Below are 21,287 nucleotides of genomic sequence, written 5' to 3'. Positions count from 1 at the left end.
TATGAAGATCGTGGTGAGTGCCTGTTTGATGGGCGAGAGCTGCAAGTATAACGGCCTCGATAATTACCACCGCGCGTTGGTCGAGGCTTGCGAGCGTACGGGGACCGAGGTCCTCTTGGTGTGCCCTGAGGTCTTTGGCGGCCTGCCCACGCCGCGCGACCCGTCCGAGATTGTGAACGGCGAAGTCCGTACCTGCGAGGGCGTGTCCGTTGACCGGGAATTCCGCCTGGGCGCTCAACGTGCGCTCGACATGTGCGAGCAGGCGGGCGGCCCTTCCGAGATTGCTGCGTGCATCTTGCGGGACCGCAGCCCCTCGTGCGGCGCGGGTCGCATCTACGACGGCACCTTTAGCGGTACGCTCACCGCGGGCAACGGCGTTTTCGTCGATCTGTTGCTGCGTCACGGCTACCGCGTCATTCCGGCTAGCGAGTTCGACCCCAGCATGTTGGAACATTGTCCACAGTACTCGAACCCAACACTTCCTCACGGGTGACCGTTTTGGCATCATCCGTGAAGTTTATATTGAGTACGACCCGGTCATCAAAGACGTAGACCGAGTTGACAGGCACGTACCCAGGCAGCCCCTCCCCGCGGCTCTCGCGCAGGAACGCGTACACGGCCCTCCCGTCTCTTGCGCCCCTCCCGGAACTGTCCACATCAGTGTAGCCAATCCAGTCCGCCAAGGGCTGCAGCTCGGACAACGCGGCGATGGAGGGCTTCTTCGGCCTGCTCAAGAAGGAGTTCTGGCACGGCAGGGACTGGTCGGACTGGACCCCCGCCCGCTTCATCGAGGAGCTCGGGGGCTGGATCGGCCGATACAATACGGAGAGGTGCAGCGATGCGCTCGGTGGCCGCACGCCGGCCGAGCTCCGCTCCGCGCTGGGAAGGGCCGCGTAACGGTCCAAGAAATCGTCCGCAGTCCCCATTCTTGCCCCTTTGGGACGGCTTCTTGTTGGGGCGTGTCTGCCCCAAACCCTGCTAGGAACGAGTACAGCAAACTGGATTTTTAAATTAGTCTTTGCAAATAACCTTTGAACCTTCACCATCAATTACAATTCCCTGACGATTGTTAATTGGGCATAGATTCAAATCCGAAAACTCAGTCATTATTTTCTCGGTAACTTTCTTAAATGGTGCTGTGAGATAATGCGGAAGAACATAGAAATCAATTAAATCAAGCCCTGCATCATCTTCTTGTGAGTAGTCCTCCGGCTTTTCATCCATTTGTTCGATATATTGGATGCTTGGAGCGCATACAATCGCACCTGCCGATTCACCAATCATCAGTTTTCCCTTTGCCAATTCTTTCTTCAACAGCTCATCCGTTCCCGTTTTACGGAGCTGGTCTATAAGGAAAAAAGAATTTCCGCCGGTAAAATAGATCACATCCGCATCTTCAAAAAGAGACTGTATCGTTGAATAAGCCTCCGTTGAAATATCAATTTCAGTTACGATTGCTCCCAACTTTTTGAATAATTTTCGAGCCGAGCCGACATAACCGGTGTAGCCTTCACGCAGCGAAGCTGTTGGAATAAATGCGACTTTTTTATTTTCAATTTCTTCCTTTATCAGACTTCCTACACTTGAAAAGTGCGAACATAAAAACAGTTTCATCAATATTCTCCTTTATATATAAAATCTAATTTGTTGAACTAAGCCGTGTATACCATACTCTCCAATGAAAGAACGCCCTGATATAGCGAAATATTGCCGTTTTCCTGCATACGTGCGTACGCACTCCACAGGAATTCTAAGGGGCCTGCCCCCTTAGCACGCGGACTTTGGAACAAAGTCTAGTGTGCTACGCCTTGCCAGGGGTGTACTGGCTCCCGGTACGCACGTACGCAGCAATTGCCATCAATGCGTCATATGGGTGGCGATCAAGTTCGCACAAACCGACCTTGATCCCGAAAAACAAAAGGTAGGATACCATCACCACGATGATACCCTGCCTCTGTTCGTTCCTGTTTACCGTTCCGAGTAGTCCTTCCGCAGAATTTCCGATAAACAAAAAACGTACCCGAACCCTTTCTCGTAAAGAATCGGGTTCGAGTACGAACTGAATACTGGAGCAATATAAAACCACCACAAAGGTGCCTGTCCCCTTTGTGGCGGTTTTGGCCTAGAGCTAAAGCGTGTGGCCGTAGGCGTTGGCGGCCTTGATGGCGGCGGCGAACTTTTCGTCGGTGAAAGGCTCGGGATTGCCTTGCTTCCACTCGTTGGTGGCGTGTGCGAACTCGCACAGGGCGGGGATATCGGACTCGGAAAGCCCGACCTGCTCAAGCGTCACGGGCAGGCCCATCTGCTTGTTGAAAGCGGCGTAGCGCTTAAGGTTCTCGGTGTCGCCCGTGTAGGCGAACAGCACCAGCACGCCCAGGCTCACGACCTCACCGTGCAGGTAGGAGCCTGGGCGAGGAATGCTGCAGGAAGCGTTGTAGAACGCGTGCGCCACGCTCGAGTTGTAGTAGTAATCGTTTTGGTTGGTCAGGTTCGAGACATAGCCCGTGTTGACCACGATGTCGAGCGCGATCTGCTTGACGGCTTCGGTCGACTGGTCCTGGCGCACGTCCTCAAGACCCTGGACGCCATAGGTAAACAGCGGCTCGGAACAGGTGTGCGCGAGCGCCAGGCCAAGGCCGGCCGTGTGCTCCAAGTTGCCGGCGCTCGTGGCGTACTCGACCTCGGGCTGCTTGGACAGGGCATCGCCCACGCCGGCCCAGAAGTACTCTGCCGGTGCCTTGGCGATGATCTTGGGGTTGATGAAGATGTGCGCGGGGCGGTTGGGGTACGAATAGCCCTCGAGCGAGCCGTCGTCGTTGTAGACGACGGCAATGGCGGTCGCGGCGGAGCAGTTGGAACAGATCGTCGGTACCGTAAAGACAATCTTCTTGAGCTCGATAGCTGCGGTCTTCACGGTGTCGAGCGCCTTGCCGCCGCCGCATGCGATAAGCACGTCAGCTTCCTGGCAGGCAGGGGAGTTTACGACCTTGGCGATATTTGCGCGCGTACTGTTGGTGCCGTAGACGCGCGTCTCCAGAATCTCGACGTCGGTACCTGCCAGCGCAGCTTCGATACCGGGAAGTGCTGCGGCCAGTGCTCGTTTACCACCAATGATGGCGACCTTGGTTGCTCCGTACTCGGCCAACGCGCCGTGCAGCTCGTCAAAGCAGTCTTCGCCAACGGTATAGTCGCTCATTCCGATCGTGCGCATAGCAATCTTCTTTCGTTCGATAAAGTGCTTACAGGTATTTTGCTCCAAGTGAGTGCTTGCGATCGCGAGAAGTTTCTAAAGTATGAAACCGATGTTGAGGGTTTTTCGCCGGCGTTGACCGTGTTACCATACAGCGCATAAGCGTTGATGGGGACGAGTAGTCGGCCGTCCGCATGCTACAGAGAGCGGGGAGCGCTGAGAACCCGTGCATGCGACCGATGAAAATCACCCCGGAGCTGCGGTCCCAACGGACGTGCCGCGTAGGTTCGTCTTAGTAGACATCGCCGAGATGGTCGTCGATACAGACCAGCCGAGTAACGGATGCGAGCGCGCGAATACGCGGGCGAGGGCATCTAAGCTGGGTGGTTAAGCGAAGAGCTTTTGCGGGCGTGCAGCCCGTTTGTGGCGCTTCGTCCCAGCTTGTAGGGACGGGCGCTTTTTTGGTGCCCAGAGGGCGTGCGCGCCCATGACAAGAAAGGGGTACCGTGGCAAACGAGTACAAGCAGACGATGAATCTGCCCAAGACCGGTTTTCCCATGCGTGCCGGTCTTTCCAAGTCCGAGCCCAAGCGACTCAAGGACTGGCAGGACAACAAGGTCTACGAGCAGGTTCTGAAGAAGAACGAGGGTCACAAGAAGTTCGTGCTGCACGACGGCCCTCCGTACGCCAACGGCCCGATCCACATCGGCCACGCCATGAACAAGATCTCCAAGGACATGATCAACCGTTACTGGATGATGCAGGGCTATGAGGTTCCCTATGTCCCCGGTTGGGACTGCCACGGTCAGCCGATTGAGCACAAGGTCGAGGAGAAGCTCGGCACCGAGAAGTTCAACCAGACCTCCACGGCTAAGATCCGCGAGCTCTGCAACAAGTTCGCTGTCGAGAACATCGAGCTGCAGAAGGCCGGCTTCCGTCGCCTGGGCGTGCTCGGCGACTGGGACAACCCCTATCTGACGCTCTATCACCAGCATGACGCCGCCGACATCGAGGTCTTCAAGGCCATGTTCGATAAGGGCATGATCTATCGCGGCCACAAGCCGGTTCACTGGTGCAAGCACTGTCACACCGCACTCGCCGAGGCCGAGATCGAGTACTCCGACGAGACGAGCCCTTCCATCTTCGTGCGCTTTGAGATGACCTCCAAGCCCGCCGGCCTCGAGAACTTCGACGGCCCGGTCGACTTCATCATCTGGACGACTACCCCGTGGACCATCCCCTCCGACCAGGCCGTTTCCCTTAAGCCCGGCGCCGCCTATGTCGCCGTTGAGCACGACGGCCGCGCCGAGGTCATGCTCGAGGACCTTGCTCCCAAGTGCTGCGAGGAGTTTGGCTGGGAGTACACCCCGGTCATGGTCGACGGCAAGCCCTACGTGGTTCCCGCCGAGACCTTCCACCACATCCACTACAAGCAGCCGATCTTTGACGGCGTCGAGGGCGTGGCGCTGCTGGCCGATTACGTCGGCGTCGACGACGGTACCGGTATCGTCCACAACTCGCCCGGCCACGGCGTCGACGACTACTTCGCCTGCCTCAAGGAGGGCATCACCGACATCTGCATGCCGGTCGATGACGACGGCAAGTTCTACACCGGTGAGGAGTTTGGCACCGGCGGTCCCTTCAGCGGCATGGACACCGATGAGGCCAATCCGCACATCATCGAGTTCCTGCGCGAGCGCGGCACCCTGGTCCTCGAGAAGAAGATCACGCACAGCTATCCGCACTGCTGGCGCTGCAAGCACCCGGTGCTCTTCCGTGCTACCGACCAGTGGTTTGTCTCGATGGACAAGACCGGCTTGCGCGAGCAGGCTGGCAAAGAGGTCCGCGAGAACGTCAAGTGGTATCCGGCCCACGCCGCCAACCGCATTGGCGCCATGGTCGAGCAGCGTCCCGACTGGTGCATCAGCCGTCAGCGCAACTGGGGTGTGCCTATCCCCAGCTACACCTGCGCCGACTGCGGCGAGAAGGTCATGAACGACGCCACGCTCGACGCCGTCATCAAACTCTTCCACGAGAAGGGCTCCGACGCCTGGTTTACCGATGCTCCTGAGAGCTATCTGGGCGAGGCCTGCGTCTGCCCCAAGTGCGGTGGCCATCACCTCAAGGCTGATAAGGACATCCTTGACGTGTGGTGGGACTCCGGCGTGTCTTGGAAGGCCGTCTGCGAGTACCGTCCCGAGCTGGAGTACCCGGCGGACGTCTACCTCGAGGGCTCTGACCAGCACCGCGGTTGGTTCCAGAGCTCACTGCTCACCTCGGTGGGCGCCAACGGCCACGCTCCGTACAAGGCGGTCGTCTCGCAGGGCTTCACCCTCGACGGCCAGGGCCGTAAGATGTCTAAGTCACTCGGCAACGTCATCGACCCCAACAAGGTCTGTGACGAGATGGGTGCCGACATCATCCGTCTGTGGGTCGCCTCCGTCGATACCAGCTCCGACGTCTCCATCGACCACGAGATTCTCGCTCGTACGTCCGATGCCTACCGTCGTTTCCGCAACACGCTGCGCTTCCTGCTCTCCGAGCTCGAGGGTCAGTTTGTGCCCGAGACCGACGGCGTCGCCTTTGCCGACCTGCTGCCGCTCGACAAGCTCATGGTTGCTCGCCTGACCCAGGTCCAGGCCGAGGTTGACGACGCCTACGCCAGCTACGAGTTCCCGCGCGCCTACCGTGCGCTTTACGACTTTGTGGTTACCGAGCTCTCCAACGTGTATCTCGACGCCCTGAAGGACCGTCTGTACTGTGAGAAGCCCGGTTCGCTCGAGCGTCGCAGCGCCCAGACCGTGCTGGCCGAGCTCTTCTCGATGCTCATGCGCGACCTGCAGCCGATCTTGTCCTACACGGTCGACGAGGCCATGGCCTATGCGCCCGCCGGCTGCGTCGATCACCAGAAGTACGCCGCGCTGCTCGATTGGTACAAGTCGCCCATCACGGTCGACGAGGCCAACGAGTTTGAGGGCGTGCTCGAGGCTTCACTCGAGCTCCGCAGCGTCGTGACCAAGGCCCTTGAGGATGCCCGCTCCGCCGGCACCTTCACCAAGAGCCAGCAGGTCCGCGTCAAGGCGGTCGTTCCTGCCGAAATGTATGCGCTGCTGACCGGCGACAAGGCCGTCGACCTGGCCGAGTTCTACATCGTCTCCGATGTTGAGCTTACCCAGGGCGAGGAGCTTTCTGTTGCCATCGATGCAGCCGAGGGCGAGTGCTGCGACCGTTGCTGGAACTACCGCACCACCGTCGGCGAGTACAACGGCCACGCTCACATTTGCAAGCGCTGCGCGAATGCCCTTTAAGGCACGGTAACTCGGCATTTTAGTTATAGGGAGAATTTAGGCGCCTTCGGCCCATTTGCTCCGCTGAAGAAAAGCGACATTCCGTTATCCGGAATGCCGCTTTCTTTTATGCTGGTTATTTATCTGACGTTAGCGAATGTGTCGTGCGCTCTGCGTGTGGCAATATAAGATGGTTATCTGCGTTAAATAGAATTTGATTATCTGAGGGTAGGGGATTTCTTTGGGTCGTGGTGCGGATATGACGCCGCCTTTGCGTTGGCGGTTGGGTGTTGCTGGTGGGGTGGCGCTGGTTGTGCTGCTTGTTGACCAGCTTACTAAGCTCGCGGTTCGTGCCGTGGGCGACGCCTTGCATGTGACCGTCATCCCCGGTGTTATCGACTTTATGTTTGTCCGCAATATCGGTGCTGCCTTTAGCATGGGCGAGGGGCATGGCATCGCGTTTGCCGTGCTGGCGTTGGCGGTCATTATCGCTATTGCCGTGTACCTCGTTCGTGCACCCCAGCTCGCCCATCTTGAGGTTGTGGGCATGGCGATGGTTGCGGGCGGTGCTATCGGCAACGCTATCGATCGTTTGGCCTTTGGCTTCGTGACCGATTTTATTGCCACCACCTTCATCGACTTCCCCGTCTTCAATGTGGCCGATATCGGCATTACGGTCGGTGTGGTGCTGGCGCTCTTCGGTTACATGTTCTTGAGCCCCGCGGCTCGTGAGGTCGATGCGACCGCCGAGCTTAACGCCCGTGACGAGGCCCGCGCCAAGCGCAAGGCTAAACAACGTGGGGAGCGTGCCCGCAAGATTCGCGAAAGGACTGAGCGCTAATGGCCGACATCCATATCCTTGTTGCCGACGATGCCGCTGGTCAGCGTCTTGACGCCTATCTGGGCGCCAATGACGGCTGCCCTACGCGCTCTGCCTGCGCACATCTGATTGAGGGCGGGGCCGTAGTGGTCAATGGCGAGACCTGCCTGTCCAAAAAGTACGCCGTGCGAGCCGGTGACCGTATTTCGGTTGATTTGCCCGAGCCGCACGATCCCACCGACGTGATTCCCGAGGCCATCCCGCTCGACATTCGCTATGAGGACGACTACCTCATCGTGCTCTCCAAGCAGCGCGGCCTGGTGTGCCATCCTGCTCACGGCCACGAGAGCGGTACGCTTGCGAACGCCCTGGTCTACCACTGCGGCATCGACCATCTGGGCACCGTGCAGGGCGAGGACCGCCCCGGTATCGTACATCGTTTGGATCGCGATACCTCGGGTCTTATGCTTGCGGCAAAGGACGACGACACCCAGCGCGCGCTCCAAAATCTTATCCGTACGCGCACGCTCGACCGCCGCTACATTACGCTCGTTCACGGTCATATCGCCATGGATGAGGGCACCGTTAACACCGGCATTGCCCGTTCTACACGTGACCGTGTCAAGATGGCGGTTTCCGATGATCCTTTTGCGCGCCAGGCCATCACGACCTTTAAGGTCCTTGAGCGCTTTGATTCCACGCGCTTTGATGACGGCTACACACTCGTTGAGTGTCACCTGTTTACCGGTCGCACGCATCAGATTCGCGTGCACATGCGCCATATCAACCACGCCTGCGTGGGCGATCCGCTCTACGGTAAGTGCGATGCGCGTGCCGATCAGGGTCTGACCAGGCAATTCCTCCATTCCTGGCGCGTGGCGTTCGATCATCCCGTGACGGGAGAGCGCATTGAGTGCCGCGACGAGCTGCCGTGGGATCTCGCCGCCGTCCTCGACGACTTAGCCCCGCGTTCGCTTGGTCGCACTGCTGCCGGCGACGAAATCGTACCGCAGCTCGGCCTGCTCGAAGCCTAGCCAGTATTAGGTGGTTTCTTGAACTCGGTAAGCCTGCGGTAAGATATACGATTGTTTACGTAACACGTTCCTGGGAGCCTGCATGCTCGCCTTTTTACAAACCAACACACCCATCGTGATCTTCAACCAGATTGTCGTCACGCTGCTCACGGTCTGCTTCTTGTACCAGGTGGTCTTCTTTGTCATCGGTGCTTTCCGCGGCGAGGTCGCGCCTCCCAAGGCCAAAAAGCTGCACCGCTATGCCTTCTTTATCGCGGCGCATAACGAGGAGGCCGTGATTGCCAACCTCGTTCGCTCCATCAAGGACCAGGATTATCCTTCAGAGCTTATCGAGGTCTTTGTCGTCGCCGATGCTTGCACCGACAACACGGCGCAGCTCGCGCGCGAGGCGGGCGCCATTGTGTACGAGCGCAATGACCTGGCCCGTAAAGGCAAGAGTTGGGTCATGGACTTTGGTTTCGACCGTATCCTTAACGAGTATCCCGACACCTTTGAAGGTTACTTTATCTTCGATGCCGATAATGTTATCGCCCGCGATTATGTGTCCAAGATGAATGATGCCTTTGACCAGGGCTTCCATGTGGTCACGAGCTATCGTAACTCCAAGAACTTCGGAAGCTCGTGGATCTCGGCAGCGAATGCCACTTGGTATCTGCGCGAGGCGCGTTTCCTCAACAACGCGCGCAACATCTGCAAGACGTCCTGTGCTGTCTCGGGTTCGGGCTACCTCATCTCAGCCAGTGTTATCGAGGGCATGCACGGCTGGCAGTTCCACACGCTGACCGAGGATATTCAGTTCACGACGTTCTGTGCCATTCACGGCATTCGTATTGGCTATGCGCCGGCTGAGTTCTTTGACGAGCAGCCTGTGACGTTTAAGGCTTCTTGGAAACAGCGTATGCGTTGGACCAAGGGCTTCTACCAGGTCTTCTTTACCTACGGTAAGCATCTGGTCAAGTCAACCTTCCGCTATCATCGCTTCGCTGCCTACGACATGTTCATGACAATCGCACCGGGTATGCTGCTATCGCTGATTTCGATGCTTGCCAATGCGACGTTCCTCATTGTTGGCGGTCTTTCCCACGGCTTCTTAGCTACCGAGGTCGAGATGCAGGCGTGTGCCGCTTCGCTCATCATGACCTTCGTCATGATGTATCAGACCTTCTTTATCCTGGCGCTGCTCACGACTATCTTCGAGTACAAGCACATCCATTGCGCGCAAAAGTGGCGCCTGGTGACCAACCTGTTTACCTTCCCGATCTTTATGTTCAGCTATATCCCCATTACGGTGGCTGCGTTGTTCCTGAAGGTCGACTGGGTCCCGACGCAGCATGCCGTCAGCGTTACCCTCGACGAGGTCATGCAGGGCGCTAAATAACCACCACCAAAACCACCACGAAGGGGACAGGCACCTCTGTGGTGGTTTTTGCTTTTGAGTGACTGCCCCGGGAGGTGTTCAATGGTCTATATCCCGTTTTGGATTTGTATCTTTGCCGGTGCGGTGATTGATGTCCGTGAACGGCGGTTTCCCAACGCGCTTGCCGCCGCATGCGCCGTGGCGGCGTTTGCAGGCGTTTGGCTGGACAGGGGCTTGAACACGGCGCTTGACCACGCCGGTCCTGCCGTTATCGTGTACCTTTCCCTTGTGCTGACCGAGTCGCTTTGGCGGCGTTTCCGCCAGGCCCCCGGCATCGGCATGGGGGATGCCAAGGCGCTTTTCGCGCTTTGCACGCTCGACCCTCTGGGCGGCATCGTGGCATTTGCCGTCGCGCTCCTGGTCCTGGCCCTCTCCTGCCTCTTTACAAAATCGCGCTCCCTGCCATTGCTCCCGTTTTTGGTGCCGATATTTGCCATAATCGAGGTCGTGGGCTGGACATTGTAACCGATTGCGCATCCTTTTTAAGGAGCATGCCATGGCAACTAATCAAGAAACGGCCGTCATTAAGGCGCGCATGGACCGCATTCCCGCGGCGTTGTCGCCCGAGCTGGTCGAGCGTATCGCCGCCGACCGCGCCTCGGGTGTCGTTAATCCTTATCGATGCTGCGACGACCAGGTCATTCGTCGTATAGATCGCGCTGCCGACAAAGGCACGCTTATGCGTCCGGCGTTTATGCGCGATACCGAAAAGATTCTTCATCTTCCTGCGTACACGCGTTATGCAGGCAAAACGCAGGTCTTTAGCTTTCGCAGCAACGACGACCTGTCGCGGCGCGGCCTTCATGTGCAGCTCGTCTCGCGCATTGCCCGCGATATCGGCCGTGCCCTGGGCCTCAACAGCGATTTGATCGAGGCGATTGGCCTGGGCCACGATTTGGGCCACACGCCCTTTGGCCATGCCGGCGAGCGTTTCCTCAACGATATCTATCACGAGCGTACGGGTCGTTATTTTTTCCATAACGTGCAGTCCGTCCGCGTGCTCGACGCGCTGTACGGCCGCAACGTGTCGCTCCAGACGCTCGACGGCGTGCTGTGCCATAACGGCGAGTACGAGCAGCGTGTCTTTGAACTCTCGGACATGGCGTCGTTTGACCAGTTCGACCGTACCGTCGAGGACTGCATCGCCACGGGCTATGGCGCGATCGAGCACCTGCGCCCCATGACCCTCGAGGGCTGTGTGGTGCGTATCTCGGATATCCTCGCCTACGTCGGTCGTGATCGTCAGGACGCCATTGCGGCGGGCCTGCTGTCGCCCGACGCTTTTGACGATGGTCGGGGCGGCGCCTATAACAGCTGGATTCTCACGCACGCTTCCATCGATATCGTTGAGCATAGCTATGGCAAACCGCGTATCGAGATGAGCGAGGACCTGTTTGAGGAGATCCGCCGGGCGAAGCGCGAGAACTACGAGAAGATCTATAGCAAGGGCGGTATCGAAGGCGATTCTGAGGCAGAGTTGCGTGAGGCTTTCGAAAAGCTCTACGACCGTTGCCTGCAGGATCTAAATAAAGGCGACGAGTTCTCTTACATCTTTAAGCATCATGTTTCGCGCATTGAGCAGCAGCTTTCCTACTACGATCGCACCTATGCCTGGCAGGACGACAAGGATCAGGCCGTCGTCGATTACATCGCAAGCATGACGGATGGTTATTTCTGCGAGCTGACGAGCAAATTGTTCCCAGGTCTAAAGTTTCCGCACCGCACCTATATTAACGAACGGTAGTTCGTATCCTTTCGGTATACTATTGGTCAACAACGATTTTGATTAATGCACGGGATGGCTATGGACGACCTTTTTTCTGCTTCGACGCGCGAGCGCTCCTTTAAAAATGCGCCGCTTGCGGTGCGTATGCGCCCCAATTCGCTCGACGAGTATGTGGGCCAGCAAAAGGCCGTCGGTAAGGGCTCGTGGCTGCGCGCCGCGATTGAGCATGACGTGCTGTCGAGCGTGATTCTGTACGGCCCGGCTGGCACGGGCAAGACGACGCTGGCCCACATTATCGCCAACCATACCAAGAGCGAGTTTGTCGAGGTCAGCGCCGTGACGGGCACTGTGAAGGACCTGCGCCGCGTAATCGATGAGGCTAAGACCCGTCTGAACACCTACGACCGCCGCACCATTCTGTTTATCGATGAGATCCATCGCTTTTCGAAGTCGCAGCAAGATGCCCTGCTGCATGCGGTCGAGAACCGCACCGTCATTATGATTGGCGCCACGACGGAAAACCCGTACTTCGAGGTCAACTCGGCATTGCTCTCGCGTGGGCGTGTGGTAGAGCTTGAGCACCTGAAGGACGAGGATATCGCCATGCTCATTGAGCGTGCGCTCGAGGCGCCGCAGGGTTTAAACGGTAAGTTCTCGGCCGATGAGGATACAGTCAAGACCATTTGCACGCTGGCCGCGGGTGATGCGCGCTCGGCGCTCACGACGCTCGAGCTTGCGAGTGAGATTGCCGTTACGCGTCCCGATACCGAGGGAACGCCAGCGCCGGCGGCGGGGGAACGCTATCCCATTACCGTGGATGACGTGAAGATCGCCAATCCGCGTCGTGGTTTTTCGTATGACAAAAACGGTGACATGCACTACGACATTATCAGTGCGTTTATTAAATCTATGCGCGGCAGCGACCCCGATGCCACGATCTATTGGCTCGCGCGCATGATCGATGCAGGGGAGGATCCCAAGTTTATCGCTCGCCGCATTATTATTCAGGCTTCCGAGGATGTTGGCAACGCCGACCCGCAGGCGCTTTTGGTGGCACATGCCGCATTTAAATCTGCCGAGGTCATTGGCTATCCCGAGTGTCGCATCAACCTGGCTCAGGCTGCGCTCTATGTGTGCCTGGCGCCTAAGTCCAACGCGTGCGAGGCCTCGATCGATGCGGCGCTGGCCGATATCCACAGCAGTGGTCTTCGCGAGGTGCCGAGTTACCTGCGCGATCGTCACCGTCCCGGCAGCGACGAGTATGGTGTATACAAGTACCCGCACGATTATCCCGAAGGCTGGGTCGATCAGCGCTATTTGCCCGAGGGGTTGGAGCGCGGCGCGTTCTGGCAGCCTGCCGGCCGCGGTTGGGAAGAGTGGCGTGTGGAGCAAAGCGAGCGCGACCGTAGCGGCAACGCTCCCAAGTAGGCCATTGGCGCCTCGCACATTCCCTTTGGGTATCTTTGCCCTTCTTTGGGGTACCATGAAAAACGTCTGTATTTCGATTCCTTCGGGAGGCTTGTATGAGTCCCATTCAAATCGCCCTGCTGGTGCTCGCCGTTGCCGGCGTGTGGGCTGTTGTCGAGCTCGCGCTCACGCTGCGCAAGACCCGCACCGTCGTCGACTCGCTCGACAAGACGGTGAGCGACCTCAATAATACGCTCGCCGAGGCACAGCCCGTGGTGGCAAAGCTCGATGGCGCCGTTGACGAGCTTACGCCGGCACTTGCCCAGATGGAGCCGCTCCTCAAGTCGAGCAAGACTGCCGTTGACGCCCTGACGTCTAACCTCGTTGAGGTTGAGGCGGTCGTTCGCGACATCTCTGAGGTCACGGGCAGCGTGGCCGAGGCCAGCAATGCCGTATCGAGCGTGACTGATTCTGCTGCCGGCGCCGTGCAGAAGCTCTTCAATAAGGTGAAGGCTCCTGCAGCCGACGCCGAGCGCAAACTTTCCGCTGCCGCCGAAGCCGAGCAGCCGACTGAGCGCGTCCTAATTGGCGAAGCCGGGGACGAGGCCGCTGCTGACGACGATGATGTTCAGAAGCCCGCAGCCAAGCCTGCTCAGTATTACACCTATACGCCTGCCGAGACCTCCGAGGAGTCCTGCGATGAGTAGTGAAGCAACCTGCCCCATCACGCTGAGCGTTGCCGGTGATCCTCGTCTCGCGCGCTTGGTGCGCATGACGGCCGCCAACGTCGGCGCCCTGTGCTCTATGTCTGTCGATCGTATCGAGGACATCCGCATGGCTGCCGAGGAAGCCTTCATCTTTGGGTGCACCGCGGTCGACTGCGACGACATCACCATTCAATTTGATGTGGACGAATCTCACGTCGGCATGACCTTTACCTTTGGGGAACAGGCCACCGTCGACGAGGATGACCAGGCTGCTGTGTATGCCGAGCTCATTCTTGCAAGCGTGTGCGATTCCTACGAAAAGACTGCGGCGCCCCTAACGCTTTCCCTCGACCTCAAGGCGGATATCTAATATGACCGAACGTTCCCGGAGCGGCAAAACCGCTTGGGACAAGGAGAAAACCCGCGAGCTGTTTCGTCGTTATAAGGAGACCGGTGATCCGGATGCTCGCGAGCAGCTCGTTATGTCCCATATGAACCTGGTAAGGTTTCTTGCCAACAAATTTAAAAACCGCGGTGAGCCGCTCGATGACCTTTTGCAGGTCGGCTATCTGGGCTTGCTCAAGGCTATCGACCGCTTTGACCCTGAACGCGGACTTGAGTTCACGACGTTTGCCACGCCCACCATCCTGGGCGAGATTAAGCGCCACTTCCGCGACAAGGGCTGGAGCGTGCGCGTGCCCCGACGTTTGCAGGAGCTCTCGGCCAAGGTCAACCAGGCTACCGATAAGCTCACCAACGAGCTACAGCGTTCGCCCAAGGTTGAGGAAATCGCCGAATACCTCGACGTGACTGTCGACGAGGTGCTCGAAGCCATGGAATCGTCCTCGGCCTACACCTCGGTGCCCATCGAGGCTCCTGGCGCGTCCGATTCCGACGATGCGCCTTCGATTCTTGACCGCTATGCCGACGAGGACAATGAGCTCGACTTTACCGATGACCGCCTGGTAATCGAGGAAGCCATCCGCGATTTCTCGCCTCGCGAGCGCGAGGTTATCGAGTTGCGCTTCGTAAAGGGCATGACCCAGATCGAGATCGCCAAGAAGCTGGGCATCTCGCAGGTGCAGGTCTCGCGCCTGCTGCGCCGTACCCTTAAGAAGATTCAAGATAAGATCGACCCCGACGGAGTGATGATTCGTTCATGAGTGAGCACCCCCAACAAATCGACCGCACGCTTCGCGATACCCGCATTCTGACGCTGCGCATTTGGGGCGTCGTCGGCTGCATTGTCATCGCTGCCGTAATCTTTAACCTTATGGGCATCCTGGCACCGGTCATCGAGTTTCTCGCTGTCGGTTCCATCATCGCTTTTGTGATGTCTCCGATCACCAACTGGCTCGAGCATCACGGCGTCGGACGTGGCCTCGGTTCGCTCATCGCACTCATTGTGGTTGTTGCCGTGCTCGTCGGCGTCGTCTGCATCCTATCGCCTATTTTGCTCGGTCAAATCATGGAAGTCCTGAGCCGCCTGCCCGAGCAGCTTCGTGTTGCGGGTGGTGATCTCAACGAGATGCTCTCGCACGCTAAGACGCTCAACAACACGCCGCTCAAGGAGTATCTGGACGACAATCTTTCTTCGTTGGTTACCGTAGCGTCCAAGTACGTCTCGCAAATCGCTGCTGAGCTCGGCCGCGGTGTGTCTCCGCTCATTACCAACACGGCCTCGCAGCTGTTCGTCATCTTCCTGGGTCTGGTGCTTGCCTACTGGCTTGCCTGCGATTATCCCCGCATGCACCACGAGGTCTGCACCATCATCGGGCAGGAAAAGGAGACCTCGTACCGCTTTATGGTGGCCATCCTTTCGCGTTCGGTCGGCGGCTACATGCGTGGCATGGTCATCACATCGATCTGTGGCGGTTTTCTTGCCTTTATTGGTTTTACGATCATAGGCCATCCGTATGCAGCACTCATGGCCATCTTCACCGGCATTATGCACCTGGTTCCGGTTGTCGGTCCCTGGGTGAGTGCGGCGATCGCCACGGTGCTCGGCTTTATGTTCAGCCCTATGCTGGCGTTATGGACGCTTGTCGTGACCATGGTGGCTCAAAATGTCACCGATAATGTCATTTCGCCTAAGGTCATGCAGAGCTCGGTGCAGGTGCATCCCGTTATGAGCCTGACGGCCCTCGTTATCGGTTCGGCACTCATGGGTCCCATCGGCATGGTTATCGCCATTCCGCTGTGCGCGGCCCTCAAGGGCATCTTCGTCTACTACTTTGAGAACGAGACCGGCCGTCAGCTCGTGGCATACGACGGCGCCGTGTTTAAGGGCACGCCGTATCGCGATACCGAGGGTAACCCGGTCGCCGCCTACGACGCGCTTGGCGACGATACGTTCATCTATGAGTCCGAGCTTATCGGCAACGAGACCGCGCCCGAGGCCCAGGCAATGCCCAAGCCCGAGCTCGATAATCCCTGGATTAAGCTCTCAGGCCTGCAGCCCGACGCGACAGGCTTTTTCAAGAACCCCTTCGCCAAGGATGACGATTCCAATACGGACGACGACACCAAAACCGGCATCGACGGCTCCATGGACGATGACGACAAGTAGCGGGGTAATTCGGGCTAACATTCATACGCGCTAACATGCAATTTCGCTGAAGGGCCGGCATTGTCCGGCCCTCTTTTTTGCACAGGCGCGGTGGGATGGTAATATCGTTACGTTTGAACTGTTTCGATGTGAAACCGAGGAGATTCCCTCTATGAGTGCTGACTACCCGTCAATGACTACGGCCGAGATTCGCTCCAAGTTCCTCAACTTCTTTGAGGAGCGCGGTCTTAAGCTCTATCCTTCTTCGTCCCTCGTCCCCGACGATCCTTCGCTGCTGCTTGCCAACGCCGGCATGAACCAGTTTAAGGAGTACTACCAGGGCAAGAAGACCATGAAGGAGATCGGCGCGATCTCCTGCCAGAAGTGTGTCCGCACCAACGACATCGACTGCATCGGTGAGGACGGCCGTCACCTGTCCTTCTTTGAGATGCTCGGCGACTTCTCCTTTGGCGGCGTCTCCAAGCAGCAGGCCTGCGCTTGGGCCTTTGAGCTCATCACCAAGGAGTTCAAGCTGCCGCTCGACCGCCTGTACTTCACCGTCTTTACCGAAGACGACGAGACCCACGACGTGTGGCGCTCTCTGGGCGTTGCCGAGGATCACATCTCCCGCCTGGGCGAGGACGACAACTTCTGGGCCGCTGGCCCCACCGGCCCCTGCGGTCCGTGCTCCGAGATCTACTTTGACATGGGCGAGGAGGTCGGTTGCGGCAGCCCCGTCTGCAAGCCTGGCTGCGACTGCGACCGCTTCCTGGAGTTCTGGAACCTCGTGTTTACCCAGTACGACCGCCAGGAGGACGGCTCCATGCCGGAGCTGCCGCACCGCAACCTCGATACGGGCATGGGTCTGGAGCGCATGGCCGCTATCATGCAGCACAAGACCGCTAACTACGACGGCGATCTGATGCAGCACCTCATCAAGCTCGGTGAGAAGATCAGCGGCAAGACCTATGACGCCGACGATTACTCCGGTGCCAGCCGCTCCCTGCGCATCATCGCCGACCACTCCCGTGCCGTCGACTTTATGATCTCCGACGGCATCCTGCCCGGTAACGAGGGTCGCGAGTACGTCCTGCGCCGCCTGCTCCGTCGTGCCGTGTTCCACGGTCGTCTGCTGGGCATCGAGGGCGCCTTCCTGACCAAGTTTATCGACGAGGTCAACGCTCAGATGGGCGAGGCTTATCCCGAGCTGCTCAAGAACGTCGCGCTCGTTAAGGGCATCGTCGCCTCCGAGGAGGAGCGTTTCTCAACGACGCTCGACAACGGCCGCGTTTACCTGGACGAGGCCCTGGCCGCGCTCGCCGACGGCGCTGTCCTTCCGGGCGATGTTGCCTTTAAGCTTCACGACACCTTTGGTTTCCCCATTGACCTGACTGTCGAGATCGCCGGCACCGCCGGTCACGACGTCGACATGGATGGCTTTACCGCTTGCATGGAGGACCAGAAGGCCCGTGCCCGCGCCAACGCTAAGGGCGATGCCTGGGGTAGCTTTAACGACGTGTGGGTCGAGCTTTCCGACAAGGTTGCCGCGACCGAGTTCGACGGCTATGACAACGACGCCATCGAGGGCGCCAAGGTTGTCGCCATCGTGCGCAACGGCGAGTCCGTCGAGTCCGCTGCTGCCGGCGAGGATGTTGAGGTCGTGCTCGACCGCACCCCGTTCTATGCCGAGATGGGTGGCCAGCAGGGCGATGCCGGCAAGCTTTCCGCCGAGGGCGTTGTTCTGGCCGTTGCCGACACCAAAAACCACAACGGCCTGTATGCTCACGTCGCGCACGTTGCCGAGGGCACGCTGACCGTCGGTGCTACCGTGACCGCCGCGCTCGACGCCGAGCGCCGTGGCTTCCTGCGCCGCAATCACACCGCCACCCACCTTCTCGACGCTGCGCTTAAGCAGGTTCTGGGCGAGCATGTCTCCCAGGCCGGCTCGCTGGTGACGCCCGAGCACCTGCGCTTTGACTTCACGCACTTCGAGGCTCTGTCTTCCGAGCAGCTCAAGGCTGTCGAGGACCTGGTCAACCAGCAGATCTTCGCTTCCAAGCCGGTTGTGACCCGCGTTATGGGCATCGATGAGGCCAAGGCCGCCGGTGCTGTTGCCCTGTTTGGCGAGAAGTACGGCGACGTCGTCCGCGTCGTTTCCGTGGGCGCCGAGGACCAGCCGTTCTCCCGCGAGCTCTGCGGTGGCACCCATGCCGCCAATACCGCCGAGATCGGCCTGTTCAAGATCATTTCCGAGTCCTCTACGGGCTCGAACGTCCGTCGTATCGAGGCCGTGACCTCTAAGGGCGCTCTCGATTACATGGCCGACCGCCTGGCACTTGTTGACGCCGCTGCCGCTGCGCTCAAGTGCCGCGCGGACGAGGTTCCCGCTCGCGTGGAGAACCTGCAGGCCGACCTGCGCGAGACGTCCAATAAGCTCAAGAAGGCTCTGACCGGTGGCTCCTCCGATGCCATTTCCGGCGCCATCGACGGCGCTGTCGAGCTGAACGGTTACAAGCTCGTTGTCGCTGAGCTCCAGGGCCTTGAGGCTGCTGACCTGCGCAACGTCTGGGATACCGTGCACCAGAAGGTCGCCGGCCCTGTCGCCTGCGTCGTCGCCAGCGTGACCGAGAAGGGCACGCCTGCGCTGCTCGCCGCCGGTTCCGATGACGCCGTGAAGGCCGGTTTCCACGCCGGCAACGTGATCAAGCAGATCGCGGGCCTGGTCGATGGTCGCGGTGGCGGCCGTCCCAACATGGCCCAGGCCGGTGGCAAGAACGCCGCCGGTATTGCCGATGCCCTCGCGGCCGCTAAGACCGCGCTCGGCGCCTAAGAAGTCGCTGTGGTCGCGCTCGCGCTGGACATAGGGGAGACCAGGATCGGTATTGCCGTCTCGAGCCGTGATGGCAAGATGGCGATGCCTGTCAAGGTGCTTCCGGCTGCCGAGGTCACCGGTATGGCCAAGACGTTTCGCTACCTGGTCGAGGACTATGAGCCCGATATCCTGGTAAGCGGACGTCCCTTGACCATGGCCGGTGAGCCCGGCCCCCAGGCCGAGCGCGTTGCCGCCGTGGCCCAAAAGATTGCCGACAAGCTCGAACTTCCGCTGGAGTTTGAGGACGAGCGCTTGTCCTCGCAAGAGGCCAAACGCATCCTGCGCGAGCAGGGCCTCAACGAAAAACAGATGAGAGGCAAGATTGACATGATCGCCGCCAGCCTGTTTTTGCAGACATGGCTTGATCGTAAAAACGAGGAGGTCTCGCATGCCTAGCGCTTCCGATCCGCGCCAGCCGATTCGTACACGTCAGCCTGTGCCGCGCCCTGCCCAGCCTGGCCAGCGTCCGGCACAGCCGACGCAGCGCGCAGCTCAGCCTGCCGCGCGCCCGGTGCAGTCCTCCTCTCGTTTGGCTCAACCTGCTCAGCGGACGGTTCGACAGCCCACTGCTCGTACGGCCCAGCCTGCAGGCGGTACCCGCTTTAAGCAGCAGGCACCTACCCAGCGAGCACAGGCCCCCCAATCGCATTCGCATCACGCTCGCGGTTCGCACGGCGTTGCTCCGGCCACGCGATCGAGCTACAACACGCATGCTCGTCGCGGTGCCCAAAAGAAAAGCTCCCCGGTGCCTATGATTATCGGCGTCGTCGCCGCCGTGCTTGCGCTTGTCGCGATCGTTTTCTTTGTTGTGCCGGCCGTCAAGGGCTTCTTTGCCGGCGAGGATGCGAAAGTCGCTGCTGGCCAGCAAGTTACTATTACGATTCCCGATGGCGCCTCGGGTGATGCCATCGCTTCGATTCTCTCCGAGAACCATATCGTCGAAGACCCCAAGGATTATTACGCGGCGGTCAAAAAGCTCAATGCCGATATGTCGCTTAAGCCTGGCACCTACTCGTTTACCACGCTCATGGACGCGACCAAGGTTGTTCAGCAGCTCATGGAAGGCCCCAATGCGGGCTCCGATGCACTGACTCTCCCTGAGGGCCTGACGGTCGACCAGGTCGCCGATCGTGTGGCCGCGGCATACGACAGCATTTCTAAGGAAGATTTCCTTAACCAGGCCAAGGCGAGCAATTATGTGAATGATTACGCTTTCCTTAAAGACGCTGCAAACGATTCACTCGAGGGCTTCCTATTCCCCAAGACCTATTCGTTGGGTAAGGACCCTTCTGCCGATAATGTGATTCGCGCCATGCTTGACCAGTTCAACACCGAGTACAAGTCGCTTGACTTTGCGAGCTGCGAGGCCATGATCAAGGAGCGCTATGGCGTGGAGATGTCCGATTACGACATCGTTAACCTTGCCTCGATCGTCGAGCGCGAGGGCCTCAACGCCGATCAGCGCGCGCATGTGGCATCGGTTTTCTATAACCGTCTGGCGGGCAAGCTCGATGGCCTGCGTTACCTCAATAGCGATGCGACCATGATGTATGTCACCGGTGGCGAGGTTACCGCCGACGACCTGCAGAGCGATAGTCCGTATAACACCTATAAGCACGAGGGCCTACCGCCCACGCCCATCTGCTCTCCGTCGCTCGAGGCACTCAAGGCCACGCTTGAGCCGACCGACTCCGATGACCTGTATTTCTACATTACGCAGGACGAGGAGTACTTCTCGCAAACCTATGAAGAGCATCAACAGTCTTGGAATTAGCATGAGGATTTTTAGCCCCAAACGATACGTTGCCTCGGTCGATCGCATCGACCTTGATACCCTGTGGGCCGACGGCAAACGCGCCATTCTGCTCGATCGCGATAACACCCTGGTGCCGCGCGACACCGAGCAGGTTCCCGCCGCGGTTTCCGCTTGGCTCGACGCCGCCCGCGCCAAAGGCTTTAAGCTGTGCATGGTGTCCAACAACTGGCATCGGGATCAGGTCATGAGCTCTGCACGCGAGCTGGGACTCGAGGCCATCAGCCACGCCATGAAGCCGGCGCCGTTTGCCCTCAAGGCGGGTCTTAAGCGCCTCGGCGCCACGGCCGACGAGGCGGTGCTGATCGGTGATCAGCTCTACACTGACGTGTGGAGCGGCAATTTCGCCGGCGTCGATACCATACTGGTAAAGCCGCAGGCGACGCAGGACCTGTGGTATACGCAGATCTTCCGTATCTTTGAGCGCCGGGCCCTGCGCGACCTTCCCTGCGAGGAATAGGTTTCG

At 59.0% G+C, this 21,287-nt stretch carries 19 protein-coding genes; 17 read left to right on the top strand and 2 right to left on the bottom strand.

Annotation, left to right across the window (positions count from 1 at the left end; all coding sequences use genetic code 11):
* Nucleotide 1 precedes the first annotated feature (1 nt).
* Together DW136_RS01580 and DW136_RS01570 are read left to right on the top strand one after the other, a co-directional pair.
* Nucleotides 2-493 (top strand): DUF523 domain-containing protein, encoded by a 492-nt coding sequence (locus tag DW136_RS01580; protein WP_118288946.1) that lies wholly within the window; start codon nucleotides 2-4, stop codon nucleotides 491-493.
* Between the two features lie 176 nt (nucleotides 494-669).
* Complete coding sequence (locus tag DW136_RS01570) at nucleotides 670-897, top strand: integrase core domain-containing protein (RefSeq protein WP_369831816.1); 228 nt, start codon at nucleotides 670-672, stop codon at nucleotides 895-897.
* 114 nt (nucleotides 898-1,011) lie between these two features.
* Here DW136_RS01570 and DW136_RS01565 read toward each other — a convergent pair whose 3' ends face one another.
* Nucleotides 1,012-1,614, bottom strand: a complete 603-nt coding sequence (locus DW136_RS01565; RefSeq protein ID WP_118288944.1) for a Type 1 glutamine amidotransferase-like domain-containing protein — start codon at nucleotides 1,612-1,614, stop codon at nucleotides 1,012-1,014.
* Nucleotides 1,615-2,128: 514 nt separating this feature from the next.
* Entirely contained in the window at nucleotides 2,129-3,211 is a 1,083-nt protein-coding gene (locus tag DW136_RS01555) for an iron-containing alcohol dehydrogenase family protein (protein WP_118288942.1), read from the bottom strand.
* Nucleotides 3,212-3,720: 509 nt separating this feature from the next.
* Here DW136_RS01555 and ileS point away from each other — a divergent pair.
* The 15 genes from ileS to DW136_RS01480 all read left to right on the top strand — a co-directional run bounded on the left by ileS (nucleotide 3,721) and on the right by DW136_RS01480 (nucleotide 21,281).
* Nucleotides 3,721-6,498, top strand: coding sequence for an isoleucine--tRNA ligase (gene ileS / locus DW136_RS01550; protein WP_369831815.1), 2,778 nt, complete (start codon nucleotides 3,721-3,723; stop codon nucleotides 6,496-6,498).
* Nucleotides 6,499-6,736: 238 nt separating this feature from the next.
* Nucleotides 6,737-7,318 (top strand): signal peptidase II, encoded by a 582-nt coding sequence (gene lspA, locus DW136_RS01545; RefSeq protein ID WP_117583506.1) that lies wholly within the window; start codon nucleotides 6,737-6,739, stop codon nucleotides 7,316-7,318.
* The gene (locus DW136_RS01540) at nucleotides 7,318-8,331 is read left to right on the top strand and encodes an RluA family pseudouridine synthase (RefSeq protein ID WP_117583439.1); all 1,014 of its coding nucleotides are present in this window, start codon (nucleotides 7,318-7,320) and stop codon (nucleotides 8,329-8,331) included. The genes lspA and DW136_RS01540 overlap by 1 nt, the downstream gene beginning before the upstream one ends.
* Nucleotides 8,332-8,413: 82 nt before the next feature.
* On the top strand, nucleotides 8,414-9,709 hold the full coding sequence (locus DW136_RS01535; RefSeq protein WP_118288940.1) for a glycosyltransferase family 2 protein: 1,296 nt from the start codon (nucleotides 8,414-8,416) through the stop codon (nucleotides 9,707-9,709).
* Between the two features lie 81 nt (nucleotides 9,710-9,790).
* Entirely contained in the window at nucleotides 9,791-10,213 is a 423-nt protein-coding gene (locus DW136_RS01530; protein ID WP_118288939.1) for a prepilin peptidase, read from the top strand.
* A 31-nt stretch (nucleotides 10,214-10,244) separates the two neighbouring features.
* Nucleotides 10,245-11,492 (top strand): deoxyguanosinetriphosphate triphosphohydrolase family protein, encoded by a 1,248-nt coding sequence (locus DW136_RS01525; protein ID WP_118288938.1) that lies wholly within the window; start codon nucleotides 10,245-10,247, stop codon nucleotides 11,490-11,492.
* Between the two features lie 60 nt (nucleotides 11,493-11,552).
* Nucleotides 11,553-12,902 carry a replication-associated recombination protein A gene (locus DW136_RS01520; protein WP_199408865.1) on the top strand — a complete coding sequence of 450 codons (1,350 nt, stop codon included), beginning with the start codon at nucleotides 11,553-11,555 and terminating at the stop codon, nucleotides 12,900-12,902.
* A gap of 95 nt (nucleotides 12,903-12,997) precedes the next feature.
* The gene (locus DW136_RS01515; protein WP_118288937.1) at nucleotides 12,998-13,588 is read left to right on the top strand and encodes a DUF948 domain-containing protein; all 591 of its coding nucleotides are present in this window, start codon (nucleotides 12,998-13,000) and stop codon (nucleotides 13,586-13,588) included.
* The gene (locus DW136_RS01510; RefSeq protein ID WP_117776907.1) at nucleotides 13,581-13,958 is read left to right on the top strand and encodes an ATP-binding protein; all 378 of its coding nucleotides are present in this window, start codon (nucleotides 13,581-13,583) and stop codon (nucleotides 13,956-13,958) included. Before DW136_RS01515 ends, DW136_RS01510 begins: the two co-directional genes overlap by 8 nt.
* Before the next feature lies 1 nt (nucleotide 13,959).
* Complete coding sequence (locus DW136_RS01505) at nucleotides 13,960-14,751, top strand: RNA polymerase sigma factor SigF (protein ID WP_118266439.1); 792 nt, start codon at nucleotides 13,960-13,962, stop codon at nucleotides 14,749-14,751.
* Nucleotides 14,748-16,157 (top strand): AI-2E family transporter, encoded by a 1,410-nt coding sequence (locus tag DW136_RS01500; RefSeq protein ID WP_118288936.1) that lies wholly within the window; start codon nucleotides 14,748-14,750, stop codon nucleotides 16,155-16,157. Before DW136_RS01505 ends, DW136_RS01500 begins: the two co-directional genes overlap by 4 nt.
* A 151-nt stretch (nucleotides 16,158-16,308) precedes the next feature.
* A complete protein-coding gene (gene alaS / locus DW136_RS01495; protein ID WP_118288935.1) occupies nucleotides 16,309-18,966 on the top strand; it encodes an alanine--tRNA ligase in 2,658 nt (885 codons plus the stop codon).
* 9 nt (nucleotides 18,967-18,975) lie between these two features.
* Nucleotides 18,976-19,404 (top strand): Holliday junction resolvase RuvX, encoded by a 429-nt coding sequence (gene ruvX, locus DW136_RS01490; RefSeq protein ID WP_117806180.1) that lies wholly within the window; start codon nucleotides 18,976-18,978, stop codon nucleotides 19,402-19,404.
* Nucleotides 19,397-20,782 carry an endolytic transglycosylase MltG gene (mltG, locus tag DW136_RS01485; protein ID WP_233546511.1) on the top strand — a complete coding sequence of 462 codons (1,386 nt, stop codon included), beginning with the start codon at nucleotides 19,397-19,399 and terminating at the stop codon, nucleotides 20,780-20,782. Before ruvX ends, mltG begins: the two co-directional genes overlap by 8 nt.
* A 1-nt stretch (nucleotide 20,783) precedes the next feature.
* Entirely contained in the window at nucleotides 20,784-21,281 is a 498-nt protein-coding gene (locus DW136_RS01480; protein WP_117646451.1) for a YqeG family HAD IIIA-type phosphatase, read from the top strand.
* Nucleotides 21,282-21,287: the final 6 nt, after the last annotated feature.

The organism is Collinsella sp. AM12-1 (assembly GCF_003472325.1).
In the GTDB taxonomy this organism is placed as follows: Bacteria; Actinomycetota; Coriobacteriia; order Coriobacteriales; family Coriobacteriaceae; genus Collinsella.
Note: the sequence above shows the minus strand (reverse complement) of the source record. Positions and strands in the feature narration are given on the sequence as shown.

Excerpts from the sequence above, each read along its gene's own strand:
- DW136_RS01580 (WP_118288946.1), top strand. The coding sequence starts at position 2 with ATGAAGATCGTGGTGAGTGCCTGTTTGATGGGCGAGAGCTGCAAGTAT.
- DW136_RS01565 (WP_118288944.1), bottom strand. The coding sequence starts at position 1,614 with ATGAAACTGTTTTTATGTTCGCACTTTTCAAGTGTAGGAAGTCTGATA.
- DW136_RS01555 (WP_118288942.1), bottom strand. The coding sequence starts at position 3,211 with ATGCGCACGATCGGAATGAGCGACTATACCGTTGGCGAAGACTGCTTT.
- ileS (WP_369831815.1), top strand. The coding sequence starts at position 3,721 with ATGAATCTGCCCAAGACCGGTTTTCCCATGCGTGCCGGTCTTTCCAAG.
- lspA (WP_117583506.1), top strand. The coding sequence starts at position 6,737 with ATGACGCCGCCTTTGCGTTGGCGGTTGGGTGTTGCTGGTGGGGTGGCG.
- DW136_RS01540 (WP_117583439.1), top strand. The coding sequence starts at position 7,318 with ATGGCCGACATCCATATCCTTGTTGCCGACGATGCCGCTGGTCAGCGT.
- DW136_RS01535 (WP_118288940.1), top strand. The coding sequence starts at position 8,414 with ATGCTCGCCTTTTTACAAACCAACACACCCATCGTGATCTTCAACCAG.
- DW136_RS01530 (WP_118288939.1), top strand. The coding sequence starts at position 9,791 with ATGGTCTATATCCCGTTTTGGATTTGTATCTTTGCCGGTGCGGTGATT.
- DW136_RS01525 (WP_118288938.1), top strand. The coding sequence starts at position 10,245 with ATGGCAACTAATCAAGAAACGGCCGTCATTAAGGCGCGCATGGACCGC.
- DW136_RS01520 (WP_199408865.1), top strand. The coding sequence starts at position 11,553 with ATGGACGACCTTTTTTCTGCTTCGACGCGCGAGCGCTCCTTTAAAAAT.
- DW136_RS01515 (WP_118288937.1), top strand. The coding sequence starts at position 12,998 with ATGAGTCCCATTCAAATCGCCCTGCTGGTGCTCGCCGTTGCCGGCGTG.
- DW136_RS01510 (WP_117776907.1), top strand. The coding sequence starts at position 13,581 with ATGAGTAGTGAAGCAACCTGCCCCATCACGCTGAGCGTTGCCGGTGAT.
- DW136_RS01505 (WP_118266439.1), top strand. The coding sequence starts at position 13,960 with ATGACCGAACGTTCCCGGAGCGGCAAAACCGCTTGGGACAAGGAGAAA.
- DW136_RS01500 (WP_118288936.1), top strand. The coding sequence starts at position 14,748 with ATGAGTGAGCACCCCCAACAAATCGACCGCACGCTTCGCGATACCCGC.
- alaS (WP_118288935.1), top strand. The coding sequence starts at position 16,309 with ATGAGTGCTGACTACCCGTCAATGACTACGGCCGAGATTCGCTCCAAG.
- mltG (WP_233546511.1), top strand. The coding sequence starts at position 19,397 with ATGCCTAGCGCTTCCGATCCGCGCCAGCCGATTCGTACACGTCAGCCT.
- DW136_RS01480 (WP_117646451.1), top strand. The coding sequence starts at position 20,784 with ATGAGGATTTTTAGCCCCAAACGATACGTTGCCTCGGTCGATCGCATC.